This window comes from Salsuginibacillus kocurii DSM 18087, assembly GCF_000377705.1.
GTDB lineage: Bacteria > Bacillota > Bacilli > Bacillales > Marinococcaceae > Salsuginibacillus > Salsuginibacillus kocurii.
Genome location: NZ_KB898633.1, coordinates 74282 through 96806, shown reverse-complemented (window position 1 = coordinate 96806; position 22525 = coordinate 74282). Strand labels below are relative to the sequence as shown.

Here is a 22525-nt window from a genome sequence, read left to right as displayed (position 1 = left end):
AATTGAAGGAGTTCTTCTTGTTCGGTCGTACGGTTTTCCCGCTCACTAAAAGACTCACCTTGTTTGGATTGACGTACCCACTTATCTAATACAGAAGGCGACATTCCGTATTCCTTCAAAATCTCTTGACGGGGTTTTCCCGAAGCTCTCAATTGAACGATTTGTTCTTTAAAAGATTGAGAGAAGTGCTGTCTTTTTTGTCTGGACATGATATCCACTCCTTTATTACCTTACTTTAATCTTAGAGCAACTTATAATATCTGTCCAAATAAGTGTAACCGGTCCACCCCTCTTCAGTGCCGTGTGACGGCCCTCGAGTGCGGCGTAACGCCCCTGCAGCGTGGCATCGCTCCTTTTCAGTGCGGTGTGGCTCCCCCTTGCGGCGTGACGATCTTCCCTTGGGGTGTCGCGCTCCCTTATTATTGCTTGACGTTTCTTCTTGGGAGCGTCTCTCCTTGCTAGCGCCCTGCCCCCTGCGATGCTGCGCCCGAAAAAAACCGCTCCAGCTGTGTGTCTTCCAAGCTGGAGCGGTCTCACTTTAAAATTCGATACTGTGCGGCCCTTCGCCTGTATTCATAAGCCGGATGCGTACCGGTGTAATTTCTAAAATAATGTAATCGGGATCTTCGGGGCCGTCAAACCAATTAGCGAAGTCTTCTTGCCAGATTCCTTTTTTTGTGTCCGCATCTTCCCGGATCTCGGCTTTGCCTTCGACCTCAACGTATTGATCGCCAATGCCTCCACCTTCATAACCTAGGAGAATGTGGACGTTTGGGTTTTCTTCAATTTCTTCCGTTTTGTGGGTTTCTTTATCGGTTGGTGTAAACAGTGTGAACCCTTCATTAAAATACGTCATGTAGCGAGAATGAGGCCGATTCTTTTTCACCGTCGCCAGGGTCCCGTGTTTATGTTCGTTCATAATGTTGAGGATCTCTTCTTTTAATGTGTCCTGGTCCATTTTGCAACAGCTCCTATATAAGAAAATGTGTTGTTAGTATTCCTCTCATAGAATGCTGTTAAACCCGCTCTCTCTCATTTGAGCGCCTCAACGCTGAAAAAAATGAACGGTATCTTTTATGGTGCCAAATTAATAACGAATAGAATTTTGACAGAGAAACGGGTGATGGTTAATAATGAAAGGTGAAAGTGTTAGGCTAAAGGTAACTAATACGTTCTAATTGAAAAAACAGGAGGGTCCTCAATGGCAATCGAAATAAAAGCTGAAGCCACCCCGAATCCCAACGCAGTAAAATTCTCGGTTAATGAAACATTGTTTGAATCAAGCATTTCTGCTAAAAAAGGTGAAGAAGCTGATCACCCGCTAGCAAAGGAACTGTTGAAAATTGAAGGTGTCGACAACATCTTTGGCGTACAAGACTTTGTAACGGTAAATAAGACACCAGAAGCTGAATGGGATGATCTATTCCCACAGGTTCAGGAAGCGTTTGAACAAGCTTACGAATAAAAGATCAATGTGAAGGGACTCTCGCCATGAAGAGTTCCTTCTTTTTTATTCACTACAAAAAAGGGCCTCGACACACCAGCCTTTAATTTAAATATGTTGTTCCAAACAGCGGCAGTCACTTCAGCTCCCCTCTCCTTTTTCTGCCAAGCATTGAATTTCCCAGGCTGTTCGAATGCCAGAGTCTACTGCCCCTTCTATCCACGCATGAAACATCGACGTATGTTCGCCGGCAAAATGAATCCTTCCTTCTGGAGCTTGAATGATGGATGGATAGGTCGCGGCCTGACCCGGAATATACATGGCAAAACACCCGCCGGCAAATGGGTTGGCATCCCAGCTGTAGCCCGCGCCACCAATATATTCATCCCATATATGGTCTCCATGAAGAGAGGCCGCTACTTTTAAAGCTGCCCGTATTTGTTCTTCTTCAGAAAGAGCTTCCCAGTATCTGGCGTGGTCTCCCCACGTATAGGTGGCCTGGATCACGGCCGGGCTCTCCTGATTATCGAGATGGCTTGGGTAAAACATATATACAGGAGGAGTATCCAGCACCGAACTCCCTCCCATAATCCCATCATCGACCCAAAACGGCCGGGAGAATTCCAGCATCATTTTGAAAGCCGGCACGTAATGCAGCGTCTGAATCGCTTTTCTTTTCTCATACGACACAGACTCATAAGGCTCCATCTCCACAAATTGAAAGATCGAAAAAGGAATCGTGGTGATAACAACATCTCCTGAAAATTGCGAGAACTCTCCCGTTATCGGACTCCGCGTCTCCACCTCAACTCCATCCGGTCGCTGCACGATTCGTTCCACCCGCTGGTCTAAATAAATATCCTCTTCCAGCAGAGGGAGAAAAGATTTCGGGAGATGGTCGTTCCCGCCGGTGATCTCTACGAAGTCCCCTTCATAAATGAAAATTTGATTAATCAAATTGAAGAAAAAGTCTAGGAAGGAAAGGCCAGTCGTGCCGTCAAACCCGAACACCACCTGTACTTTGTGGAGAGCACCGGGTGAAAGGCTTGGCCCGATTGGATTTTCAGTCAAAAACCGATAGAGCGAATATTCATCAAAATCGCGAATCATCTGCTTTCGTTCCTCTTCCGAACTTTGGAGGTATCGTTCCAGAAAGGGGTTAACAACCGATTCGAGCAATTCCTTCGCCGTTTTACCTTCTTCATGGGGGGCCACCGGAAAAGGAAAGATATCTGGGTTTTCGTCATATTCTCCCCGGGTCGTCATTTGGTTGTAAATCTTCATAATATTATTATCCATGGCATTAATAAACGGCCGCGTTTCTACACCCATTTGCCGGATGAGCGTTAGTGTAAGTAAATGATTGGTCGGAATCCGCATAGCCCCCACATCCACGTATCTATCGCCCGTAAATGGTTCGCGCAAGGTATGCACCCTTCCTCCCACCCGGGTGTTTCCTTCAATGATCGTTACTTCATGACCGGCTTCTTTTAAAAGTTTTCCCGCCATAAGACCAGCCATTCCCGCACCTAAAATTAAAACCTCCTTCGGACTGTCGGTCTGCCCCAGGCCGTGCCGCAAAATCTCAAGCTTATCAACCGGTTCCAGCTCTTCTTCACACGCTGTTGCATTTCTTCTCATAAAAACCCCCCCGCCGTAAATGGACCTTATTTATATTTATTATTACGAAATGGTAAATATTTCTATGAAATAAAACGAAACATTTCAAAGCCTGTTTTCCTGCCTCTACCTGCAAAATGTGCTTACAATAATATTTATTTTAAAAATAGTCTTCTAAACAGGCTCCGACCCCAGAAGCTTCATGTTGCCGTATTTTATGTACGTCTTAAAAGCTGGGAAAATATATTGTTAAAGCCCTGGGAGCAAGCCAAACTAGAAGAGCAGGAAGAAGAGGTCCTTCTTTCTGCAGTTTTTGAAAGTGAAACTTCCATTAAAACGCTTTTAACAATACTACGCCGACAATGATCAAGCCAATAGATGAAACTTTCCGTTTATCCACTTTCTCGGAAAAAAACACAATTCCAATCACAGTGGTCGCAGCAACCATCGCTCCTGACCAAACCGCATAGGCGACACCGATTTCTAAAAACTGAACGGCCCGGGTCAGAAAATAAATGCAGAAACCAAACAAAAGAAACGCAGAAATGGAAGGGAGACGCTGCGTAAAACCATACGACAACTTGACCATAAGATTTCCAAACAACGCGAACACCAGGCTAATCACAAGAAACCAGGTACCCATTTATACAGCCTCCTTTTCACTAGTGTTCTGTTCCGGCTGCAGGTTAAGTCCAATCACGCCGACAATGATACAAAGTACACCTATTACCTTTAAGAACGTGAGTGTTTCATTAAAAAAGAAAAAACCCGACACCGTTACTAATGCTGTTCCGCCTCCAGCCCAGAGCGCGTTAATGATGCCAAGCTCATGCTGATGGGTTAAAATAATATATAGTGCTAATGTTAAGCCGTAGCTTCCAATTACGACCAAGGAGGGGCCCAGCCGGGTAAATCCTTCTGCTGGGATCATAAAAGTTGCCCCCAGTACCTCCAATACAATAGAACCTGCTAGCAATAGATACGTTTTCATCAACACCAACCACTCCTTTACCACCAATGAGGGGGAATCATTATGAAGTTGCATCTGCTTGAATCTTTACTGACAATTGTTCAATATAAAAGCATTTCAAAGGCGGCCGAAGCTTTATACATTTCTCAGCCGGCATTAAGCAAGCAGCTGAGACAGCTCGAAGAACAGCTTGGCTTTCCTTTATTTGTCCGCACATCAGCCGGCGTTCAATTAACCGCGAAAGGAGAAGCATTTTACCAAGACGCTGCCCCCTTAATAAAACAGCTCGAACACACGTGGGAGAACCATCAACAGCAAATCGGCATCCGCATTGGTTCCGACCCGATCCTTGCCTCATATTATTTTCCTGACTGCATGGATTACGCGCCGCATTTAAATATGCAAATTACCGACATTAAAGACGACTCGGTTGATCTGCTGCCGCTTTTAAAAAACCAAGACATCGATGCCGCGGTGATCCAGGACTATCCGGAGGAAACAAGTCTGCATTCATCGTTCTTGTTTGAGGATGTTTTTTATGCAGCGGTCTCTATCAATCATACGTTGGCCGATAAGCAGGAAGTATTTATTCAAGACTGCCTTGCTTATAAACAATTGCTTCCTCCCAAAGGAACGCCCTTATACCAACGAATCACCCAACTTTTATCTACTTATGACTTCTCTCCTCCAGTAAGAGAAATGCCTTATCATTCTTTAGTCGGCTCGGTGGCTAGAAATAATGGTATAACATACCTGCCGGAAATCATGGTTCATAAAATGGCCTATCGCGGCGTGATCTTTCTTCCGATAACAAACTCGCCTCTCATCCGCAGCATGTACTTATACACTACGTCAAAACCTTTATTGGACCAGCTGCTCGCCCAGCTTCCTGTTCACCGGGAACAGCTGATGTAATCTGTTTCAATGTCTATTGTAAAAGACAGAGGCCCGTTTGAGGCATAGCGAAAAAAGCCCAGGGTATAACTTGAGGTTATAGCCTTGCAAATAGTTAACACATGGAGGGTTATGATGGTTGGGAAGGTATCTAACACATAGTAATAAACTGAGTTCAATAGCAGAGGAGAAACCGCAATGCAGCGCCTGGCTGCATTTATGGGCGGCATAAAGGGGAACAAGGAGATGTAACTTGAATCAGGACGCTGACGATCAAGCATTAATATTCAGGGTCTTCCATTTAGGGGGGGATCGTTGCGCTTATTACGATCACAGCAACACAGAAGATACTTGCAAATAGGAATGGAGGTGAGATAGGCTTTTGTTAACCACCTAGTTTTCTTTATGAGTTTCTGTTCTAATCCCTTCATATTCCGTTAATTTGTTTAACCGCTTCAGATGACGACCTTTTTCAAATTCCGTTTGCAGCCAAATTGTAGCTATTTCTCGTGCTATACCAGGTCCAATAACACGTTCTCCCATAGCTAATACATTGCTGTCATTATGTAATCTCGTCATTTTGGCGCTAAAGATGTCATGTACAAGCGCACAGCGAATGCCTTGTACTTTATTGGCAGCGATCGACATTCCAATTCCTGTCCCGCAAATTAGAATACCGCGTTCTGCCTCAGCATCGCGGACTTTTTCAGCAACTGGAAACGCATAATCTGAAAAGTCCACCTTGTCACAAGCAGAACAGCCAACATCCACATAATCGATTCCCAAGTCCGTTAACACTTCAAGTACTTCTTGTTTTAGACGCCAACCTGCATGATCACACCCGATGGCTACTTTCATAAGCCAACCCTCCATTCTCCTTTATCGTCTAATCAATTTCGCTAGAGCTCGGGATAAAAAATGACTTTAACATATGAGCCCTCGCCTTGAATCAAATGAGCAAATGTCTGCGGCCCAACCTCCAGCGTCAGCCTGTGTGAAATCAACGGCTTTACTTGAAGTTGTCCGGTGCTCATATAATGAAGCGAGGCTGACCATTCGCTGCCTGGAAATGGCGCTGAGATGGCATTCCATGAACCGAGAACCGTTAATTCATTGCGAACAATTTTTTCAAAATAAAAACGTGTGATCTCAATATCAGCATAAGGTATGCCCATAAATACAACTTCTCCACCCTTTTTTGGGAGCGCAAACACTTGTGCTGAAGTAACCGGAGAACCAGCTGCCTCCACCGCCAGGTCAACTCCCGTACCATTCGAGTAATCGTCAAGCTGCTCATGTGCCGGGCTCTCCAAGGAATTGATGGTCACGTCTGCGCCTACTTCTTTTGCCACTTTGAGTTTGTTATCATCAATATCAATGGCATAGATCGTTTGTGCTCCGAAGATCCGTGCCCACTGTATAGCAAGCAGACCAATACTGCCACAGCCCATAACGGCGACCGCCGCCCCTGGCTTCATAGTGGTGCGGTAAAATCCGTGCGCTACCACTGAAGATGGTTCCGTCATGGCAGCCGTATCGTAATCGACATTGGCTGGAAGCGGTACGGCTTGTTCTTCCGAGATCTTTACATACTCAGCATATGCTCCAGGTTCCTTAGCCCCTAGTACTTGCAGCTCTTCACAGCGTGCCAATTCCCCTTTTCGGCAGCTAGCGCACTGACCACAATATGAAGCAGGACAACCTGCAATCCGGTCCCCAGCTTTTAATGTTTTTACTCCGGGCCCGACGTCTACAATTTCGCCTGCGAATTCGTGTCCGAATGTCATCCCTTTAACGTACGGACCGAGCTTTTTATATCTTGAGATATCCGAGCCACAGATGCCGACAGCTTTTACTTTTACGATGACGTCATTTTCTCGTTCAATTTGAGGCATAGTTGATAATTCATAGCGAATATCTTCTTTTCCATACAAGTTTAATGACTTCACTGCTCTCCCCTCCCTTTCCGTTAACTGACGGTTTCTTCTTCGCTTCGTTGCTCTTTCTTTCTGCCTTGAATAATTTTGTAGAGGGCAAACCCAACAATGATCGGGTTAAATATCATTTGGTATTCAACATAGAATTGGCTTATTACACGCAGTGGGCCTAACATAAAATCCAGAAGTAGCTCTACCATCTGTCACCCTCATTTCTAAATAAAGTAGCGGACGAATAAGTTGACGACTTACTCGTCCCCCTTTTTCACTTTTTCTCATTGGCCATTTCAGCTCATTCAGGAAGTGGTGTAAGCAAGACTTTAATCGCTTCTCCTTGCTTAATAGCTTGATAGGCTTCTTCCCATTGCGTAATATCATATTCATGGGTCACTAACGGTTTTGCTTGCACAACGCCTGTATTCATTAAATGAAGGGACGGCTCCCAATCTGCTGATTTTTGGCTGCGACTCCCGACAACACGAATCTCTTTTTGAATGATTTTTTCTAAGTCAAATTGAATCTCTGGCTGCGCAAAGATACCTACCTGGCTGTATTGTCCCTTTTTACGCAATAAAGCGAGTCCTTGGTTGGCAGCAGGCGGCGCACCGGAACATTCAAATACCACATCCGCCCCGTAGCCTTCTGTGAGGCTGTTGATTAGCTGATTAATATCTTCTTCCTGGGTATTCACGGCATAATCAATGTTTAACTCCTTAGCTTTATCAAGACGTACTTTATCAGCGGACAAGCCAGTGATTACTACCGTAGCCCCTTTACTTTTAGCTGTCTGGGCGGTCAGCAGTCCAATCGGCCCCGGTCCAATGACGACAACGACATCATTTTCATTAATCGTCGTTTTTTCAACAGCGTGATACGTGCAGGCTAACGGTTCAGTCATAGCGCCTGCTTGAAAATCTACCTTTTCTGGTAAATGGTGAACGCTTTCTTTCCTGGCAATTACATAGTTCGTAAAGCCTCCGTCCTGCTGTGTTCCTAATCCTTTTCGGTGATTGCATAAGTTATAGTCTCCGCTTTGACAATAGCGGCACGTTCCGCAAATGGAGTAGGTCGTTTCCGAAGTGACGCGATCTCCGGTTTTAAATTCGGTTACGTCTTCACCTACATCAACGACAACCCCGGCAAATTCATGGCCTAAAGTGACTGGTGTGGCCACTTTATAATGTCCTTCATACGTATGAATATCGGAACCACACACACCAGCACACTTCACTTCGATCTTCACTTGTCCTCGTCCAGCTTCAGGCTCTGGTTTATCTTGAATCTCTAGATGCCCAAAACCATGTTCTGTTTTCACTAGTGCTTTCAATTGGAAGGCCTCCTGTTCACTCACTATCCGTTTATATGATCTTCATTAATTAAACAACTCAAAGAATCGATAGATGACCCAGTTGACGAGATTACCACCCTGGTCAATGCTTGAGATTTGAGTAGCACCATCTGGCATATTAAAGTCTGCTTGTCCGGCCATTTCCGTAAACACTGGAGCAACGTCAGTCGCAATATATAGGGTGAGGGCGATCATAATGGCCCCGGTGACGACTGAATGAACGATATTACCTCTGGCTGCTCCTACAATAAAGGCTACGATGAATGGAATTGTCGCCAGGTCGCCGAATGGCAGCAAGGAGTTTCCTGGTAAAATGACTGCCAATGCGACCGTGATCGGTACAAGAATAAGTGCAGTCGATATAACAGAAGGATTACCAAGTAGTACAGCTGCGTCGAGCCCGATATAAATCTCCCTGTCACCGAATCGTTTATTCAGCCATGCTCGTGCCGATTCAGAAACAGGCGTTAACCCTTCCATCAAGATTTTCACCATACGCGGCATGAGCACCATGACCGCGGCCATCGCCATTCCAATCTCAATGACTTCACCAGTGCTGTAACCGGCCAGGATACCGATACCCGCACCTAAGGCTAACCCGATAAAGATGGATTCACCGAAGATTCCAAATCGTTTTTGAATCGAATCCGGGTCTGCGTTCCAGTCCTTTACAAAAGGTATTTTCTGTAGCAGTTTTACGATAAAAATTCCTGGAGCGTAAGAGATCGTACTTCCGGTCGCGACGGAGACGCCGGGCATCTCATAATAATCAGCAACCATCGGTGCGGTCCAGTCAGCCACCTTTAAACAAACGATTTGAAACAAGGCTGCTGCGATTAAACTTTGGATAATGCTTTCTGAGACTACATAGACCATCGCAGCAGTGAATGCATAATGCCAATAATTCCAAATATCTACATTCATCGTTTTTGTCGTTTTCGTAAGCAGCATGACGACGTTTACAAGTAATCCTAGTGGAATAATAAATACAGCGATAGTGGAAGCCCACGAAATCGATGCACTTGCAGGCCAGCCAATATCAATAACATTTAATGACACACCTAATTGTTCCACCATTCCCTGCGCTGCAGGGCCAAGGTTTTCGACAAGCAAATCAACCACTAAGAAGATTCCGACAAAGGCAACACCTATTGTTAAACCAGAACGAAATGCTTTACTAATTTTTTGGCGGAAAAATATTCCTAATATAAATATGACAACTGGGAGAATGACCGTGGCTCCTAAGTCTAGGAACCCCTGGGCCATATCAAAAAGAGTTTGCACTGCATCGTTCCTCCTTTCCTGCTTAAGAACGTTCTATGGTGATATAATCCAAGTATAATTATCGTTTTAGTTTACATTTTGCAAGTGCAGTTGTTATTTTTTCAACGCATCGACGATTTCTTGCTTCGTTCCTTCCATGTTGATCCCGGTAAGAAAGGATTGAGCATTGATAACTGGAAATGGATATTCTTTTTTCGTCATTGCTGTTGTAACTAATAAATCTGCAGTGTCTACATGGCCTTCGACTTCAGCAATCTTGATTTGGACAAGGTCCACATCCAGGTTATTATCCTTTGCTAATTCTTCAATTGCTCCATTTACCACCGTTGATGTTGCTACACCAGCACCGCACGCTACTAATACTTTTTTCTTTGCCATTATTATTCAGCTCCCTTTAATATCGTAAAATCAATTTTTTCTTCAATTAGGTTTTTTATTGCTTGTTTCTCGGTCTGATTGACTAACTGCTTTAAGGTGTCTTCATCTTGAAAAATTTGCATTAATTGTTGAAGCAGGGATAGTTGGGAATGGGGTTCATCCATTGCCAGCATAAATACCAGTTTCACAGCTGTTGTCTCGCTGTCGTCGCCCATGATGCCAAATTCAACCTTATCTTTGACTACCCCGATGCAAATGCCTTTATGATAGACATGCTCAGCGTCGGTATGGGGAAGAGCTACAGAGATACCAGAGGTAGGAAGTCCGGTAGGAAACTCTTTTTCTCTAGCAATTACTGCGTCAACATAGCTTTCTTTAACAAGGCCTTTGTTATGCAGGGTCTCTCCCATTTTGGCCAAAACTTCCTCATTGCTCGTTCCTTCTATATCTAATAGAATGACAGATTCATCAAAGTATACGTCACTCATCTACTCCACTCCAATATTTGCTGTTTAGGTACACTCCTCATAAACTCGAATATAAGGTAAGCTGATCGTGTATTTGCTCTTTTGAATCAGCTTGCAGCAGCTTAGTCATATCTTTTTTTGATTGGTTGAGCTTAATTAACTGCGTGAGCGCATGGAGGTGCTGCTGTTTGTCTACAGCGGCAATCACAATAATTACATGAATCGTATACTCCCCAGCGTAGGTTAGCCCCTTTTTTAGCTTTAATAAGCTCATTCCTACTTCATTAACACCATCTTCTGGCGCTGCGTGTGGAATAGCAACATGCGGACCAATGACAATATAGGGATCTTCACCTGTGCGCTCGATGACAGCATCTACATACGCAGGCTCAATTTTTCCGCTTTTCACTAACGGCTCAGCACCAATTTGAATTGCTTCTTCCCACGACTGGACCGAATCTCTTTGCGTGATATACTGCGGGGAGATCATTTCATTTAAAAGAATCACTTTCTCTGCTGAACTTTGTTTAACAGCTGAGTCTTCATCACGGTAAATATACGTCTGCAAGTCTTCCATTAAAGCCTGTTCATTGTTGATATCGGCGTGGTTTTTTATAATATCTAACAGGTGACCCACATCAATATCCTGCGGCAGATAACCTTGCAGCTCCATCATGACTTGCTTGTAGAGACGGTTTTTTTCCCGAGGTTCCAACAAAGCTTTGATAATAAATAACTTCTTTTCTGTTTTTAAATAGGTCGAGGAAAAAATAATATCGTATTCAAGGTCATAGGCTTGAAACTCTCGTACAGATAAAGAATCAAGGAACACAAATTCGGGAAATAATTCTGTCAATTCCTTATACATTAATCTCGAAACAGATACACCATGTGGACATACAACAATGGCCTTTACTTTTTGGTCGGTGCTTTCTCCCTGCCTCGTCATCCAGCCACCAATCAACATCGTAATGTACGTTGTTTCATTTTCCGGGATTGCTGTGCCAATCAGCCGTTTTAATGGGGTGGTAGACTGCTTCACTAAATGATGCAGAACCTTAAACTTTTGGCTAAGAGCTTCTTCCATATTGATGGATTCCGTCAGCTGATATTTGATGCGGTAATACGCAGGCTTCATATGCTGAAGCAATGTATTTAATAACAGTCCTCGGTCCTGAAAGTATACACAAGCGCTATTTTCAAACAAGCTGATCATTTCTTCGATAGCCGGCCGCAAATTTGGGAGATCATCATTTTCACTCAAGTAGTCCGCCCAGTAGACGTTTGCAGTTAATAGATGCAACGTGATAAACAGCCGTTCTTGCACAGGAATGAGAGCGCTTGAGTGAAACAGCTCTTCGGTGGCTTGATACTCTTTTGTATTCGACAATTCCTCATATTTTATAGAAAAAGAGTTGATCTCATAACCTCTTTCAATTCGCCGCAGGACGAGTAACAAAATGTAAGGCATGGTGGTGACTTTTTCATCCGTGTATTTTAAATTCAAACTATTCTCAACATTCTCGATCTTTTCGCGGAATTGCTCGATTTCCTCTGGCTCAATGCCGGCCAGTTTATTGATCGCATGTTGGCCACCATTTAATTGCAACATGTGAGCTGTAATGTTAATTAATAATTTTCGAATCTGAAATTCATTACCTTCTAAGAGGTAGCCAAACTTACGGCTATAACGAATAGATAATTTGTATTCGCTTACATACTCCTGTACCTGCTTTAAGTCACTTAGTATAGTATTTTTGCTGACATCAAGTTCAATGGTGAAATGGTTTAACGACAGCTCTTCAGCACTGTTCAACAGCATCGTAATAATAAGATAAACGCGATGCGTCTCCGACAAGACAGAGATTTCTGCTTGTGAACTTTCTTGTTCACTGCCCAGATTGGTGAAAATCTCCTGGTCAATGATAAAACGGCCTTGGCTCGTTCTCTCAATTGTTGGTAGATTGTTAGTCAGCAGCCATTCGTTGATCTTGTTGAAGCTGTACCCAAGTTGCCGGCGTGTTAAGTTAAACTTTTTTTCTAACGTAGAACTTGTCATACTTGGATTGCTCAATAATTCATCAACGATTTGCTTGCTTCGATTACTAAGCGACAACTGTATGTCCCTCCTTTCACATTCATTCTATCACTCGTACGAGCTCCTATGGATGCGCTTTCATCCCAAACTTGCGAACAGGTGATGTACAACATTTTGATTTACTATATCACAATTTGTTGAATGAAGCTGTGAAACCCGTGTAATATTGCCGATTTTCGTCGAAATCTGAAATTAACTGCGCTCGTAAAAAAGTAGCAATTTAAAGCTGCAGATAAAATAATCCCGACCTGCGCCTAGTTCGGGATTTCCATATTTGGCGAAAATTCTAATAGTCCTGGCTAGTTTCACAAAAAGCTAGTCTTTCCAAGGAATTTTGTATTCATGAATCCAGCGATTTCCTCGTTCAGCGAAAAGGGAGAAGATTACTTTCAGCATTTGGTCACGCGTCCAAGCACCGAGCGGCGACATTTCTTTTTTCCCGTCGCCCATTCGTCTGCCGTCTGCGACGATTTTTTCAACTCGGGGGCGGCGGTCTTCTTCATATTGGTTGAACAGCTGTGAAATGGTTTTATCAGCCTGGTTAAGAAGAGTTGCAAGATACATGGCATCTTCTAATGCGAGCGAAGCCCCCTGCCCGGAGTTCGGGCTCACCGCATGGGCCGCGTCGCCAATTAACACAACACGGTCTGTGTGCCAGGCCGGCAACGTTTCTATATCATGGACATTTCCCTGCATAAATGCAGGCGTTTTTTCAATGAGTTCTTCAATCGGCGCGTGCCAGCCTTTGCAAAGTTTGAGCAGTTCTTTTCTTATGTCTTCGGTCGAGCGGGCAGTCATTTCTTCTTTTGAGGCTTCGTTTTCCCGCGAGAGGTTTACCCACCACATAATCAGGTCATTTTTTTCATCAAACTTGCCATATCCGAAAAAGCCTTTTTGCCCAAATGTCATATGCAGTCTTCGATCATCTGGTTCGGTCGCAGCAAGTTCTGCTTCGCTGACCATTCCCGCAAGCCACTGCAGGCCGACATAAGAAGGTTCCGGGCTGTCAGGAAGTGCTGCTTTTCTTGTTTGCGAATGGATGCCGTCCGCCCCGATTACGATGTCTCCATCTTCACTGCTGCCATCTTCGAAATAAGCTGTTACTTTTTGGGTTGGACCGTTTTCTTTTATATTTTTTAACCGTTTGTTGTACCTGAGGGCTAACCCTCGCTGCTCTACTTCTTCTACTAATATCGTGTGAAGCGCTGAACGGGTAATATTTACAGCGGGCTGGCCGAATTTCACCCGCATTTCCTTGTTCATGCTTCCGATTATCTTTCCTTTTTGATTATGAAAAGTCATTTCTTCTGCGACAGACCCGCTGGCAATAACCTTTTCACTAAGCCCTAACGCATCTAAAACGTGCATGCCGTTCGGAGCCATCTGCAGGCCGCCGCCGATATCATCCCGTTTCGGATAAGCTTCCAAAATGGTAGACGTCCAACCAATTTTTTTAAGAAATAATGCCATTGCCGTTCCCGCAATTCCGCCTCCAACGATAAGAGCATGAGGATTCGCTGCCATATAAATCATTCCTTTCGCTTTATACCTAACATCGTTAGTTTAATCTAACAGTGTTAGGTTAAACTGAAAATGCTATACTGTCAATAGAGGGAGGGATTCCATGAGCCAACCCAATCAAGATGACCGCCAGCCGGTGACAAAATCCCAAATTACGCATACCGCTTTGGACTTGCTTGAAGAAGAAGGCATAAAAAAATTATCAATCCGCAAAATAGCAGACAGGCTTGATATTAAAGGGGCTTCTCTTTACTGGCATTTTAAAAATAAACGTCAATTGATGGAGTTTGTATCAGAAGAAATATGCAAAAAAGTAGCTTTGCCAGATCCAGCTTCCGACTGGGAGAAAGAATTAGTAAAACTCGCAACCAATTATCGGCACGTTTTATTACATACACGTGATTCCGCGGTAGTTCTGGTCGAAACACCGCCCACCACCCCGTACCGCTTAGAGCTGATTGAAAAAGTGAGTGAGTTGTTTAAACAATCAGGTATGGAAAAGGAAGATGTTTTTTCTGCGTCCTGGATGCTTGATAATTACATCACCTCGTTTGTGATTGAAGAGTATCGCTATGCGCAGCTGAGCGACGAGGAAGTGGAGCCTCATCCATCAGACGAGGTGGACTTGCCCTTTGATTTCTCGCTTCCGAATATGGATAATGAATTTCAATTTGGCTTAGAAGTGCTAATGGCAGGATTTAAGAGTAAAATAAGAAATGAAAACTAAGAAACTCCCCATTTGGTGCTTCATGCATCAATGGGGAGTTTTGTATTTGAATGAATTTCATAATTTAAAATAAGATGTTAATATCCGAATAATGAAGGTGGCCTTCACTTCAGACGGACGCTTTCCCGAGGGGTTGTCTTCAGCTAGCTTTTTCTCGGTCAAACCTCGCAAAAGTGGATCTTCAGACTGCGCTTTATCCTCTGGGAGTCGCCGTCTTACGTTTCAGCCATTTCTTATCATCCGTATATTAAATATAAATGAACAGACATTAGTCGTTTTGTTGTTCATAAAATGTCATTATGAAATTGATTCATTTATATGAAAATGGATACTTTTCGCTAACGGCCAATTAACGCGCTGGTGCCTGCCCTGGCAATCAGCAAACTGGCAGGAAGCACGAAAAGTAAAAGCAGCGCCAGCGCGAACAACGACCCTTCCCGGACTCCGAAGAAACTATTGATGATAAATTGCAAACATAGAAATTGAAGATAAAAGGACAGGCAAAATAAAAGAAACTGCAACACTCGCACTCGCATTGTCATCCTCTTCCTTTCTTACATAATGAGCTTATTTTATGGTAGCTTTAACAGCTGTTGAAAAGGTGGCGAAATTAAGCGAGGGGGGGTATATCTATGTAACTTCTGCTACTTTTAGGACAACTTCACCCCATCTTACGAGCTCCACTCCCGTTTACACATGTATAACATAGTGGCCCGGTCCTTTCTTCAGATTTTAAAGACCAGGGGCTATCTGGTTGCTTTGTTAATTAAATTATGTTCCCCCTGAAGATACCCGACTTTGTTTTACCTTTCAAGACCCACACTACCATACTTTTCCTGAACCCTTACCAGTTGAACAGATTCATTTACTTTCAACATCAGCAGCTTAGTTTTCTCTCCGTTATTAAGATGCCAAAAGATCCCGCCTCCTCGGGTCGAGGAAGAGCGGGACCTTTGCAGTTCTATTCCATTTAGCTCTGTTGCAGCATCTTATTTATCACTTTGGTCAAAGTAGCCTCGTTCATCCAGGCACAATTGTTAGTCCGCATCGGTTGATTTTCTTCGGCCAGGCACGCGCTTATGATTTCGCTTGCTGAAATGTTTGCCAGTCCTGCTTCGTCCGCTTGCATCGGGACTGGCAGCTGTTCGACAACGTGTTGAAACTGATCGGCCCCAGCCCGGGCAAGTTCTTTTTCACTGCGGCCGTCTTCTTTTACCCCTAACGCTTTGGCAATTTCAGCAAAGGTGTAGGCTTTATCCTCCGCTTGCTCTACATTCCAATGGTACGTGTGATACATCGCCAGCGCTACGGCTTTTCCGTGGTGTAAACCGGCGGTCGTGCTGAGGGCATGACCGATATTGTGAGCAATTCCAGTTGCTCCTCCCTCAATAGCAGCCCCACCAAGCATAGCAGCGATTAACAACTGCCCGCGCGCTTCTACATGGTTCGGCTCTTCAAGAACGAGAGGCAAATACATACGCACGAGCCGAATCGCTTGCAGGCTGTATGCTTCAATCAGCGGATTGCGGGCTTTACCAGTACAAGCCTCGATGGCATGAACCATGGCGTCAATCCCGGTTGCCGCGGTTAATGAAGCAGGCAAATCGACCGTCAAGGATGGGTCTAATACAGCGATGTCTGGAGCCATTCTTTTATCCCAGGCCCAAAGCTTGCGATTGTCCGCATCTGAATAGATAACGGTGCTGGTTACTTCAGCTCCTGTGCCTGCTGTTGTCGGAATCGCCGCACTTACAATGTCACGGTAAGGGAAAGGCTGCCTGCCTAATGCGTAGTCTGCCGCACTCTTGTTTCCATTCGCGACCAGAGCTGCTGTTTTGGCGACATCAATCGATGAGCCCCCGCCCACACCAATAACCGCTTCTGCCTTATGATCTCGAATGAGATAGGCTACTTCATCAATATTATTCGCGGTAGGATTGCTTTTGGTCTCTGCATAGACAGAAACGTGAATGCCGGCTGCTTTCATATGAGCTAGAAGCTTATCTAAAATGCCAAGTGTGTATAATGTATGATCGGTAACGACTACCGCTGTCTGGACCGATTTGATCGTTTGTAACGCAGCTGCCAGGTCATGTGAAGCCTCCTCGCCATAGATGATCTGGCAGGGTAGCTGATAGGTAAAGCCTTCCATGGCACCTTCTCCTTTTTACTACTGCTTAATCTCTGAACTACCGCCGGGCTCCGAGGCCTCGTTTCATTTCCATGCATACCTCGGTGAAGAAACTCCTGTTTAGCTCGCTGCGTTGTATCGCGTCTGGCAACGTTACAGCTTCTTCCTGGCAACCAGCTGGAGCAACCGGGCCGGTAGGTTGGTCGTATTAGTAATTGATGTTAATAAATTGATAGTCCACAAAGTCTTCAATGCCGTGATGACCGCCTTCTCTCCCCATCCCGCTCTGCTTCATTCCACCAAACGGAGCCTGAGCAAAACCTAGGGCTGGGGCGTTTACGCCAACCATTCCATATTGCAAGCTGTCACTTATCTTCATCGTGCGGCGCAAATCCTTCGTATAAAAATAGGCAGCTAAGCCGTATGGCGTGGCATTTGCCATCTGCAGCACCTCTTCATCATCGCGAAAAGAGAAGATTGGAGCGACTGGGCCGAACGTTTCTTCCTGGTAAAGCTCCATCTCTTTCGTAACGCCGGTTAACAGCGTCGGTTCGACAAAATGGCCGTTGCTGTGAGCTCCCGTGTTTAAGCGTTTGCCGCCGTAAACCAAGGTAGCTCCTTTATTTACAGCATCATCAATGTGCCTTTCCACTTTTTGCACAGCTTCTTCATGAATAAGCGGCCCGACGTGAACCTTGTCGTTATAGCCATCACCGACTGTTACTGTTTTCATCTGTTCAGCGAACTTCTCTACAAATTCGTCGTAAATCGTTTCATGAACAAAAATGCGATTAGCGCAAATACACGTCTGCCCGTTATTTTGAAATTTATTCATCATTAACCCATCTACGGCTGCATCAATGTCAGCGTCGTCAAACACAATATACGGCGCATGGCCGCCAAGCTCGAGTGATACTTTTTTCACTGTAGAAGCGGCTTCGCTCATTAATTTTTTGCCCACAGCGGTAGAGCCTGTAAAAGCGAGCTTACGCACATTTTCACTTCTCATAAGCGCCTGGCCGATTTTTTCTGCATCACCTGTGACCAGGTTAATAACACCGGCTGGAAGCTCGCACTCTTCAAAGAGCTGATAAAGGGCAATCGCTGATAACGGCGTTTCCGGAGCAGGCTTTAAAACAACGGTACACCCGGCTGCCAGCGCTGGTGCCAGCTTTCGTGTAATCATCGACGACGGGAAGTTCCACGGTGTGATCGCGCCCACGACGCCGACCGGTTGTTTTTTCACCAAAAAGGTTTGGTCAGCTGAGCCGGATGGAATGGTCTCTCCATACACACGTTTCGTTTCTTCTGCATACCACTCTAAGAAACTTGCTCCCCACAGCACTTCTCCTTTCGCTTCTTCAAGGGGCTTGCCTTGTTCGAGGGTCATTATCTCGGCCAGCCAATCGGCATGACGTACAACCTTCTGATACATCGCCTGTAAATACGCTGACCGTTCTGCGGCCGGTGTAGCTGCCCAGGTGCAGAAAGCCTCGTGAGCCGCTGTAATCGCAGCTTCTGTTTCTTTTGCACCGGCATAAGCAGCATGTCCGACTACTTCTTGAGTCGCAGGATTGATGACTGAACTGGTCTCTTCCGAAGCTGCTGGCTGCCACTGTCCGTTTATAAATAATTCATTTCGTACGTTTAGCTCCATAGTAGTACCTCCTCTGTTATCCGCCTACATAGGCGCTTGCAATTTCATAGCGCGTCAACGCTTCCTCATCTAATTCAATGCCAAGCCCTGGCTTGTCCGGTACGTGGAGATACCCTTCGCTGTCTGCCTTTAATGGATTCTGCTGCACAAAATCACGGCGCGCTTCCGTCCAAATCGGAGGATCATACGGAAGCTCAAGGTACGGGCAATTGCTGATGGCTGCTGCTACATGGAGATTAGCAAGCACGCCGATGCCGTTACTCCACGTATGCGGACTGAACCAGGCGCCGTCTTCCTGTACTTGTTCTGCAATTTTTTTCACTTTGGTAATCCCACCGGTCAGGGCCACGTCTGGTTGGTAAACATCAAGTGAGCGCTGCCTGTTCATTTCACGAAAATCATGCCAGCGTCGGTTCATCTCGCCCCCCGCGATCCGGATGGGCGCCATCTCCCGCAGCGAAGCCATCCCGCGAAAATCGTGAGCTGGCAGCGGTTCTTCCAGCCAGAATACGTTCAGCTGCTCCAGTTCTTTCGCCACTTGATAAGCCATTTTCACGTCCCACGTTTCAGCAGTGTCCCATGGCATTTTCCAGCCTTGATTGGCATCTACCATGATATCAAGTTTGTCTCCCACTTGCTTTCTAACAGCTTCCACCACTTTCAAATCGTCACGAACATCTTCGTGATGGAAACGTACTTTCATCGCTTTAAATCCTTCTTCCACAAAGGCTTGGGCCCGGTTTGCACGTTCTTCTGGCGTGACGATTTCGCCGTTCGATGCGTAAGCGAGAATTTTTGAACGTTTGCCGCCTAACAGCTCTGCCACCGGTCTACCAGCCGCCTTGCCCATCAAATCCCACAAGGCGATATCAAGCGGCCAGCAGCGGCCGTAATGAAAGTCTATATTATCTAAAATCTGGGACAACTCTTCAATTTGAAAGGGGCTTTTACCAATAAATAAGTGTTCATGGCCGCGAAAGCCAAACATTAAATCACCAGATCCGACCCCGGTAATGCCTTCATCGGTATGGACATATACGAGTGTCGTCGCAAACTTCGTGCGCGGAGCAGGGTCCCACGCGGCTTGAAAAGGGGGATCTAAGGGCATTGCATACTGTTTAATTTCAATATCTGTTATTTTCATATTTTGTCATCCTCTCAGCCATTCCTTATATACTTTTCTTCAGTATGAATGAAGTTTAAATCGTTTTTGAATACACATTATAATCAGAAATATATACTTTTCTTTCACCACTGTTCGTGAGGCGGCCATGTTTCCTGTCAGCGCTTGAACGGATCAATTGACCACCTAATGAAAAAGCCTCCTCCCCGTGAAGGAAGGAGGCCCTACCATTTATTCTTCGATCAAGCCATTTTCGACTAGGAAATTCGTAGCAACTGTTTCTTCTAATTCGTGCTCAAGGTCGACTTCTGCATTTAACTCAGCCATAACTTCCTCTGTTAATAATGGCGCTAGTTCAGCCAGCTCTTCTTCAATTTCTGGGTGTTGTTCTAGCACTTCATTACGGATAATAGGTGCTGCAAAGTAAGGAGGAAAGAAATTCAAATCATCTTCTAAAATCTCCAAGTCGAAGCTGGGAATCCGCCCATCTGTCGTGAAAGCTGCAATGACGTCTACTTCGCCTTCATTGATAGCATCATACATTAAGCCTTCATCCATTTGAGCACGATCTGCCCATTCATAGCCGTACCTTTCATTCATAGGTTCAATCCCGTCTTCCCGTTCGCCGAAATCCGGATTGTAGCCAATAATCAAGTCCTCACTATGTTCGACCAGGTCAGACTGGTTATCGATGCCATCTGTATCTTCTGAACGCATTCCGATCGCGTACCGATTTTCAAAATCAAACGGTTTGAGCCACGAAATATCGAATTCCTCATTGTAGCCTTCTTGGACGGCCTCGTAGATTCCCTCCGCTTCTTGCGGGTTTTCTGGGTCGATCTCTTCACCTAATACTGTCATATACGAAGTGCCGGTATACTCCACATACAAGTCAATGTCTTCATCCATCATCCCTTGTGTAAGTACATCCGTCGCCCCGACATCTGCTTCTGTTTCTATATTGATGTCTGTGTTTGCTTCTAACAACTCAGCGATCATATGTGTTAATATAATTTGTTCTGTAAACGTTTTGCCACTGACTACTACCGTCTCTTCTTCATTTCCACAAGCAGACACTAGTAATGCGGAACCTAGCACCATAGCTAAGATCTTTTTCATTTCATATCACCTTTTCTTTTTTAATGTTTGATTCCTTTTGGAGTCACCCAATTTTCGATTCGTTTTAATATAAAATCAGTTACAATCGCTAGTATTGCTGCTGGAATAGCGCCCAATAAGGTTAGTGCACTATTTTGGACAGCCATGCCGCGCATAATAACATCTCCCAGGCCGCCGGCACCGACAAATGTGGCCAAGGTGGCTATCCCGATGACAATAACAGTTGCCGTTCGTATGCCGGCCATGATGACTGGCATAGCTAGAGGAAGTTCAATTTTTCGGAGGATTTGAACTCGCGTCATCCCCATGCCTTTCCCTGCTTGCACTGCGGATTGGTCAACTTCCAATATGCCGGTATAGGTGTTTCGCATCACCGGCAGCAAGGCATAAATCGTTAAAGCAAATATTGCATTGGTCGAGCCGATCCCTAAAAGAGGGAGCATAAATCCTAACAACGCCAGGCTCGGAATCGTTTGCGCCACGGCCGTTACCCCGATGACAGGTTCAGCATAGCGCCTCATTCCGGTTAAAGAGACGCCAATGGGTACAGCGATTAGAACAGCGAGCCCCATAGAAACAAAGACGAGAAACATATGTTGCTGCAATGCGGCCCACACTTGATCGGAGCGCTGCTGGAACAATTCAAAAATGGTAGTGATTAATTCCATTATGTCTCACCCCCCTGCTGCTCCCACTCCGCAATACCACGGATCATGCTCGATTTTGTAATGAGTCCAACCAGCTCGTCATGCTGCACAACCGGCAGCGTATAGAGATCTTTTTCAGTGAATAATTCCGCCACCTCAGCAAGCAGCGTATCTCCCTCTACCCAATGAATGTTCGTTTCCATTATGTCAGCAACAGTTTTATCCTCATTGGGGTACGCTGTTTTCAATGTTTCTAAGCTGACCAAGCCGCGCAGCTCACCGTTACTTCCTTTCACATAGAGCTGATCGACGTGACTCTTTTTCATATAATTGAAGGCTTCTGCCAACCCTCGATCTGCCCGGACTGTCGCCACGTTTCTAATCATCAATGAGTACGCTGCCGGTTGTCCTAATTCCTGATTCAACCGCTTCGCTCCAATGAAATCCCGTACAAAGTCATCTTTTGGCTCTCTAAGCATCTGGTCCGGTGTAGCTACTTGAACAATTTCACCATCACGCATAATTGCAATCCGTTTGGAAATTTTAATCGCCTCATCCATATCATGCGTGACAAAAACAATCGTTTTTTTGATTTCTTCCTGCAGCTTCACCAGTTCATCTTGCAGCTGCTCGCGGCTGATCGGGTCCAACGCGCTGAACGGCTCGTCCATTAACACCACAGGCGGATCAGCTGCCAGCGCACGAATCACACCGATCCGCTGCTGCTGCCCACCTGACAATTCGCTCGGATAACGATCTTTAAATGTTTCTGGGTCCAGTCCAACCAACTTCATAAGTTCCTCGACCCGCTCCTTCATTCGTGCCTTTTCCCACCGTTTTAGCTTCGGGACAATCGTAATGTTCTCCTCAATTGTCATGTGCGGAAGCAAACCTATTTGTTGGATAACGTAGCCTGTATCCCTTCGCAGCTGGACTGGATTTTTCTTGCGAATGTCAACGCCGTCTATCGTAATCACGCCCTCCGACGGATCAATTAAACGGTTCAGCATCCGCATGGTTGTTGTCTTGCCACAGCCGGAAGGGCCAATAAGTGTAACAAGCTCGCCTGTTTCAATCGTTAGATTCATTGTTTTTAACGCTTCGAACTCTCCGAATGTTTTTCCAACATTTTTGTACTCAATCATCTTTTCACCCCGTCG

General features: G+C 45.2%; 24 protein-coding genes. 3 read left to right on the top strand and 21 right to left on the bottom strand.

What is annotated here, in order from left to right; all coding sequences use genetic code 11:
- Both D469_RS0117150 and D469_RS0117140 read right to left on the bottom strand, forming a co-directional pair.
- On the bottom strand, positions 1-209 hold a 209-nt coding region (locus D469_RS0117150; RefSeq protein WP_018924519.1), incomplete at its 3' end, for a transposase.
- A 329-nt stretch (positions 210-538) separates the two neighbouring features.
- Positions 539-958: a pyridoxamine 5'-phosphate oxidase family protein gene (locus D469_RS0117140; RefSeq protein WP_018924618.1), complete on the bottom strand. Its 420-nt coding sequence runs from the start codon at positions 956-958 to the stop codon at positions 539-541.
- A 243-nt stretch (positions 959-1201) separates the two neighbouring features.
- On the opposite strand from D469_RS0117140, the gene D469_RS0117135 reads away from it, so the two are divergent.
- Positions 1202-1465: a NifU N-terminal domain-containing protein gene (locus D469_RS0117135; RefSeq protein WP_018924617.1), complete on the top strand. Its 264-nt coding sequence runs from the start codon at positions 1202-1204 to the stop codon at positions 1463-1465.
- A gap of 120 nt (positions 1466-1585) precedes the next feature.
- Here the strand turns inward: D469_RS0117135 and D469_RS0117125 are convergent, their stop codons facing one another.
- From D469_RS0117125 to D469_RS0117115, 3 genes are all read right to left on the bottom strand, one after another.
- The gene (locus D469_RS0117125; RefSeq protein ID WP_018924615.1) at positions 1586-3085 is read right to left on the bottom strand and encodes a flavin monoamine oxidase family protein; all 1500 of its coding nucleotides are present in this window, start codon (positions 3083-3085) and stop codon (positions 1586-1588) included.
- 310 nt (positions 3086-3395) lie between these two features.
- Positions 3396-3707 carry a DMT family transporter gene (locus D469_RS0117120; protein WP_018924614.1) on the bottom strand — a complete coding sequence of 104 codons (312 nt, stop codon included), beginning with the start codon at positions 3705-3707 and terminating at the stop codon, positions 3396-3398.
- Entirely contained in the window at positions 3708-4055 is a 348-nt protein-coding gene (locus D469_RS0117115) for a DMT family transporter (RefSeq protein WP_018924613.1), read from the bottom strand.
- A gap of 42 nt (positions 4056-4097) precedes the next feature.
- On the opposite strand from D469_RS0117115, the gene D469_RS0117110 reads away from it, so the two are divergent.
- Positions 4098-4949: a LysR family transcriptional regulator gene (locus tag D469_RS0117110; RefSeq protein WP_018924612.1), complete on the top strand. Its 852-nt coding sequence runs from the start codon at positions 4098-4100 to the stop codon at positions 4947-4949.
- A gap of 372 nt (positions 4950-5321) precedes the next feature.
- Here D469_RS0117110 and rpiB read toward each other — a convergent pair whose 3' ends face one another.
- The 9 genes from rpiB to D469_RS0117065 form a co-directional block, all read right to left on the bottom strand.
- A complete protein-coding gene (gene rpiB, locus D469_RS0117105) occupies positions 5322-5786 on the bottom strand; it encodes a ribose 5-phosphate isomerase B (protein ID WP_018924611.1) in 465 nt (154 codons plus the stop codon).
- A 41-nt stretch (positions 5787-5827) separates the two neighbouring features.
- The gene (locus tag D469_RS0117100; protein ID WP_018924610.1) at positions 5828-6877 is read right to left on the bottom strand and encodes a galactitol-1-phosphate 5-dehydrogenase; all 1050 of its coding nucleotides are present in this window, start codon (positions 6875-6877) and stop codon (positions 5828-5830) included.
- Between the two features lie 20 nt (positions 6878-6897).
- Positions 6898-7065 (bottom strand): hypothetical protein, encoded by a 168-nt coding sequence (locus D469_RS22385; protein WP_018924609.1) that lies wholly within the window; start codon positions 7063-7065, stop codon positions 6898-6900.
- A 92-nt stretch (positions 7066-7157) separates the two neighbouring features.
- Positions 7158-8192 carry a zinc-binding dehydrogenase gene (locus D469_RS0117090; protein ID WP_018924608.1) on the bottom strand — a complete coding sequence of 345 codons (1035 nt, stop codon included), beginning with the start codon at positions 8190-8192 and terminating at the stop codon, positions 7158-7160.
- Between the two features lie 45 nt (positions 8193-8237).
- Positions 8238-9497 carry a galactitol-specific PTS transporter subunit IIC gene (locus tag D469_RS0117085; protein ID WP_018924607.1) on the bottom strand — a complete coding sequence of 420 codons (1260 nt, stop codon included), beginning with the start codon at positions 9495-9497 and terminating at the stop codon, positions 8238-8240.
- 93 nt (positions 9498-9590) lie between these two features.
- On the bottom strand, positions 9591-9875 hold the full coding sequence (locus D469_RS0117080; RefSeq protein ID WP_018924606.1) for a PTS sugar transporter subunit IIB: 285 nt from the start codon (positions 9873-9875) through the stop codon (positions 9591-9593).
- Between the two features lie 2 nt (positions 9876-9877).
- Positions 9878-10363, bottom strand: a complete 486-nt coding sequence (locus D469_RS0117075; RefSeq protein ID WP_018924605.1) for a PTS sugar transporter subunit IIA — start codon at positions 10361-10363, stop codon at positions 9878-9880.
- 37 nt (positions 10364-10400) lie between these two features.
- On the bottom strand, positions 10401-12458 hold the full coding sequence (locus tag D469_RS0117070) for a BglG family transcription antiterminator (protein WP_018924604.1): 2058 nt from the start codon (positions 12456-12458) through the stop codon (positions 10401-10403).
- 297 nt (positions 12459-12755) lie between these two features.
- Positions 12756-13964 carry an FAD-dependent oxidoreductase gene (locus D469_RS0117065; RefSeq protein WP_018924603.1) on the bottom strand — a complete coding sequence of 403 codons (1209 nt, stop codon included), beginning with the start codon at positions 13962-13964 and terminating at the stop codon, positions 12756-12758.
- Between the two features lie 100 nt (positions 13965-14064).
- Between D469_RS0117065 and D469_RS21335 the strand changes: the two genes are divergently transcribed.
- Entirely contained in the window at positions 14065-14688 is a 624-nt protein-coding gene (locus tag D469_RS21335; RefSeq protein WP_018924602.1) for a TetR/AcrR family transcriptional regulator C-terminal domain-containing protein, read from the top strand.
- Between the two features lie 338 nt (positions 14689-15026).
- On the opposite strand, the gene D469_RS0117055 is transcribed toward D469_RS21335, so the two are convergent.
- The 7 genes from D469_RS0117055 to D469_RS0117025 all read right to left on the bottom strand — a co-directional run bounded on the left by D469_RS0117055 (position 15027) and on the right by D469_RS0117025 (position 22510).
- Positions 15027-15224, bottom strand: coding sequence for a hypothetical protein (locus D469_RS0117055; RefSeq protein WP_018924601.1), 198 nt, complete (start codon positions 15222-15224; stop codon positions 15027-15029).
- Between the two features lie 434 nt (positions 15225-15658).
- The gene (locus D469_RS20705; RefSeq protein WP_018924600.1) at positions 15659-16840 is read right to left on the bottom strand and encodes an iron-containing alcohol dehydrogenase; all 1182 of its coding nucleotides are present in this window, start codon (positions 16838-16840) and stop codon (positions 15659-15661) included.
- A 187-nt stretch (positions 16841-17027) separates the two neighbouring features.
- Positions 17028-18476: an NAD-dependent succinate-semialdehyde dehydrogenase gene (locus D469_RS0117045; protein ID WP_018924599.1), complete on the bottom strand. Its 1449-nt coding sequence runs from the start codon at positions 18474-18476 to the stop codon at positions 17028-17030.
- Positions 18477-18492: 16 nt separating this feature from the next.
- Positions 18493-19620: a mandelate racemase/muconate lactonizing enzyme family protein gene (locus D469_RS0117040; RefSeq protein ID WP_018924598.1), complete on the bottom strand. Its 1128-nt coding sequence runs from the start codon at positions 19618-19620 to the stop codon at positions 18493-18495.
- Positions 19621-19830: 210 nt separating this feature from the next.
- Positions 19831-20718 (bottom strand): glycine betaine ABC transporter substrate-binding protein, encoded by an 888-nt coding sequence (locus D469_RS0117035; RefSeq protein WP_018924597.1) that lies wholly within the window; start codon positions 20716-20718, stop codon positions 19831-19833.
- 20 nt (positions 20719-20738) lie between these two features.
- Positions 20739-21386 carry an ABC transporter permease gene (locus D469_RS0117030; RefSeq protein WP_018924596.1) on the bottom strand — a complete coding sequence of 216 codons (648 nt, stop codon included), beginning with the start codon at positions 21384-21386 and terminating at the stop codon, positions 20739-20741.
- The gene (locus tag D469_RS0117025; RefSeq protein WP_018924595.1) at positions 21386-22510 is read right to left on the bottom strand and encodes an ABC transporter ATP-binding protein; all 1125 of its coding nucleotides are present in this window, start codon (positions 22508-22510) and stop codon (positions 21386-21388) included. Before D469_RS0117025 ends, D469_RS0117030 begins: the two co-directional genes overlap by 1 nt.
- Between the last annotated feature and the right edge of the window lie 15 nt (positions 22511-22525).

Excerpts from the sequence above, each read along its gene's own strand:
- D469_RS0117140 (WP_018924618.1), bottom strand. The coding sequence starts at position 958 with ATGGACCAGGACACATTAAAAGAAGAGATCCTCAACATTATGAACGAA.
- D469_RS0117135 (WP_018924617.1), top strand. The coding sequence starts at position 1,202 with ATGGCAATCGAAATAAAAGCTGAAGCCACCCCGAATCCCAACGCAGTA.
- D469_RS0117125 (WP_018924615.1), bottom strand. The coding sequence starts at position 3,085 with ATGAGAAGAAATGCAACAGCGTGTGAAGAAGAGCTGGAACCGGTTGAT.
- D469_RS0117120 (WP_018924614.1), bottom strand. The coding sequence starts at position 3,707 with ATGGGTACCTGGTTTCTTGTGATTAGCCTGGTGTTCGCGTTGTTTGGA.
- D469_RS0117115 (WP_018924613.1), bottom strand. The coding sequence starts at position 4,055 with ATGAAAACGTATCTATTGCTAGCAGGTTCTATTGTATTGGAGGTACTG.
- D469_RS0117110 (WP_018924612.1), top strand. The coding sequence starts at position 4,098 with ATGAAGTTGCATCTGCTTGAATCTTTACTGACAATTGTTCAATATAAA.
- rpiB (WP_018924611.1), bottom strand. The coding sequence starts at position 5,786 with ATGAAAGTAGCCATCGGGTGTGATCATGCAGGTTGGCGTCTAAAACAA.
- D469_RS22385 (WP_018924609.1), bottom strand. The coding sequence starts at position 7,065 with ATGGTAGAGCTACTTCTGGATTTTATGTTAGGCCCACTGCGTGTAATA.
- D469_RS0117080 (WP_018924606.1), bottom strand. The coding sequence starts at position 9,875 with ATGGCAAAGAAAAAAGTATTAGTAGCGTGCGGTGCTGGTGTAGCAACA.
- D469_RS0117075 (WP_018924605.1), bottom strand. The coding sequence starts at position 10,363 with ATGAGTGACGTATACTTTGATGAATCTGTCATTCTATTAGATATAGAA.
- D469_RS0117065 (WP_018924603.1), bottom strand. The coding sequence starts at position 13,964 with ATGGCAGCGAATCCTCATGCTCTTATCGTTGGAGGCGGAATTGCGGGA.
- D469_RS21335 (WP_018924602.1), top strand. The coding sequence starts at position 14,065 with ATGAGCCAACCCAATCAAGATGACCGCCAGCCGGTGACAAAATCCCAA.
- D469_RS0117055 (WP_018924601.1), bottom strand. The coding sequence starts at position 15,224 with ATGCGAGTGCGAGTGTTGCAGTTTCTTTTATTTTGCCTGTCCTTTTAT.
- D469_RS20705 (WP_018924600.1), bottom strand. The coding sequence starts at position 16,840 with ATGGAAGGCTTTACCTATCAGCTACCCTGCCAGATCATCTATGGCGAG.
- D469_RS0117045 (WP_018924599.1), bottom strand. The coding sequence starts at position 18,476 with ATGGAGCTAAACGTACGAAATGAATTATTTATAAACGGACAGTGGCAG.
- D469_RS0117040 (WP_018924598.1), bottom strand. The coding sequence starts at position 19,620 with ATGAAAATAACAGATATTGAAATTAAACAGTATGCAATGCCCTTAGAT.
- D469_RS0117035 (WP_018924597.1), bottom strand. The coding sequence starts at position 20,718 with ATGAAAAAGATCTTAGCTATGGTGCTAGGTTCCGCATTACTAGTGTCT.
- D469_RS0117030 (WP_018924596.1), bottom strand. The coding sequence starts at position 21,386 with ATGGAATTAATCACTACCATTTTTGAATTGTTCCAGCAGCGCTCCGAT.
- D469_RS0117025 (WP_018924595.1), bottom strand. The coding sequence starts at position 22,510 with ATGATTGAGTACAAAAATGTTGGAAAAACATTCGGAGAGTTCGAAGCG.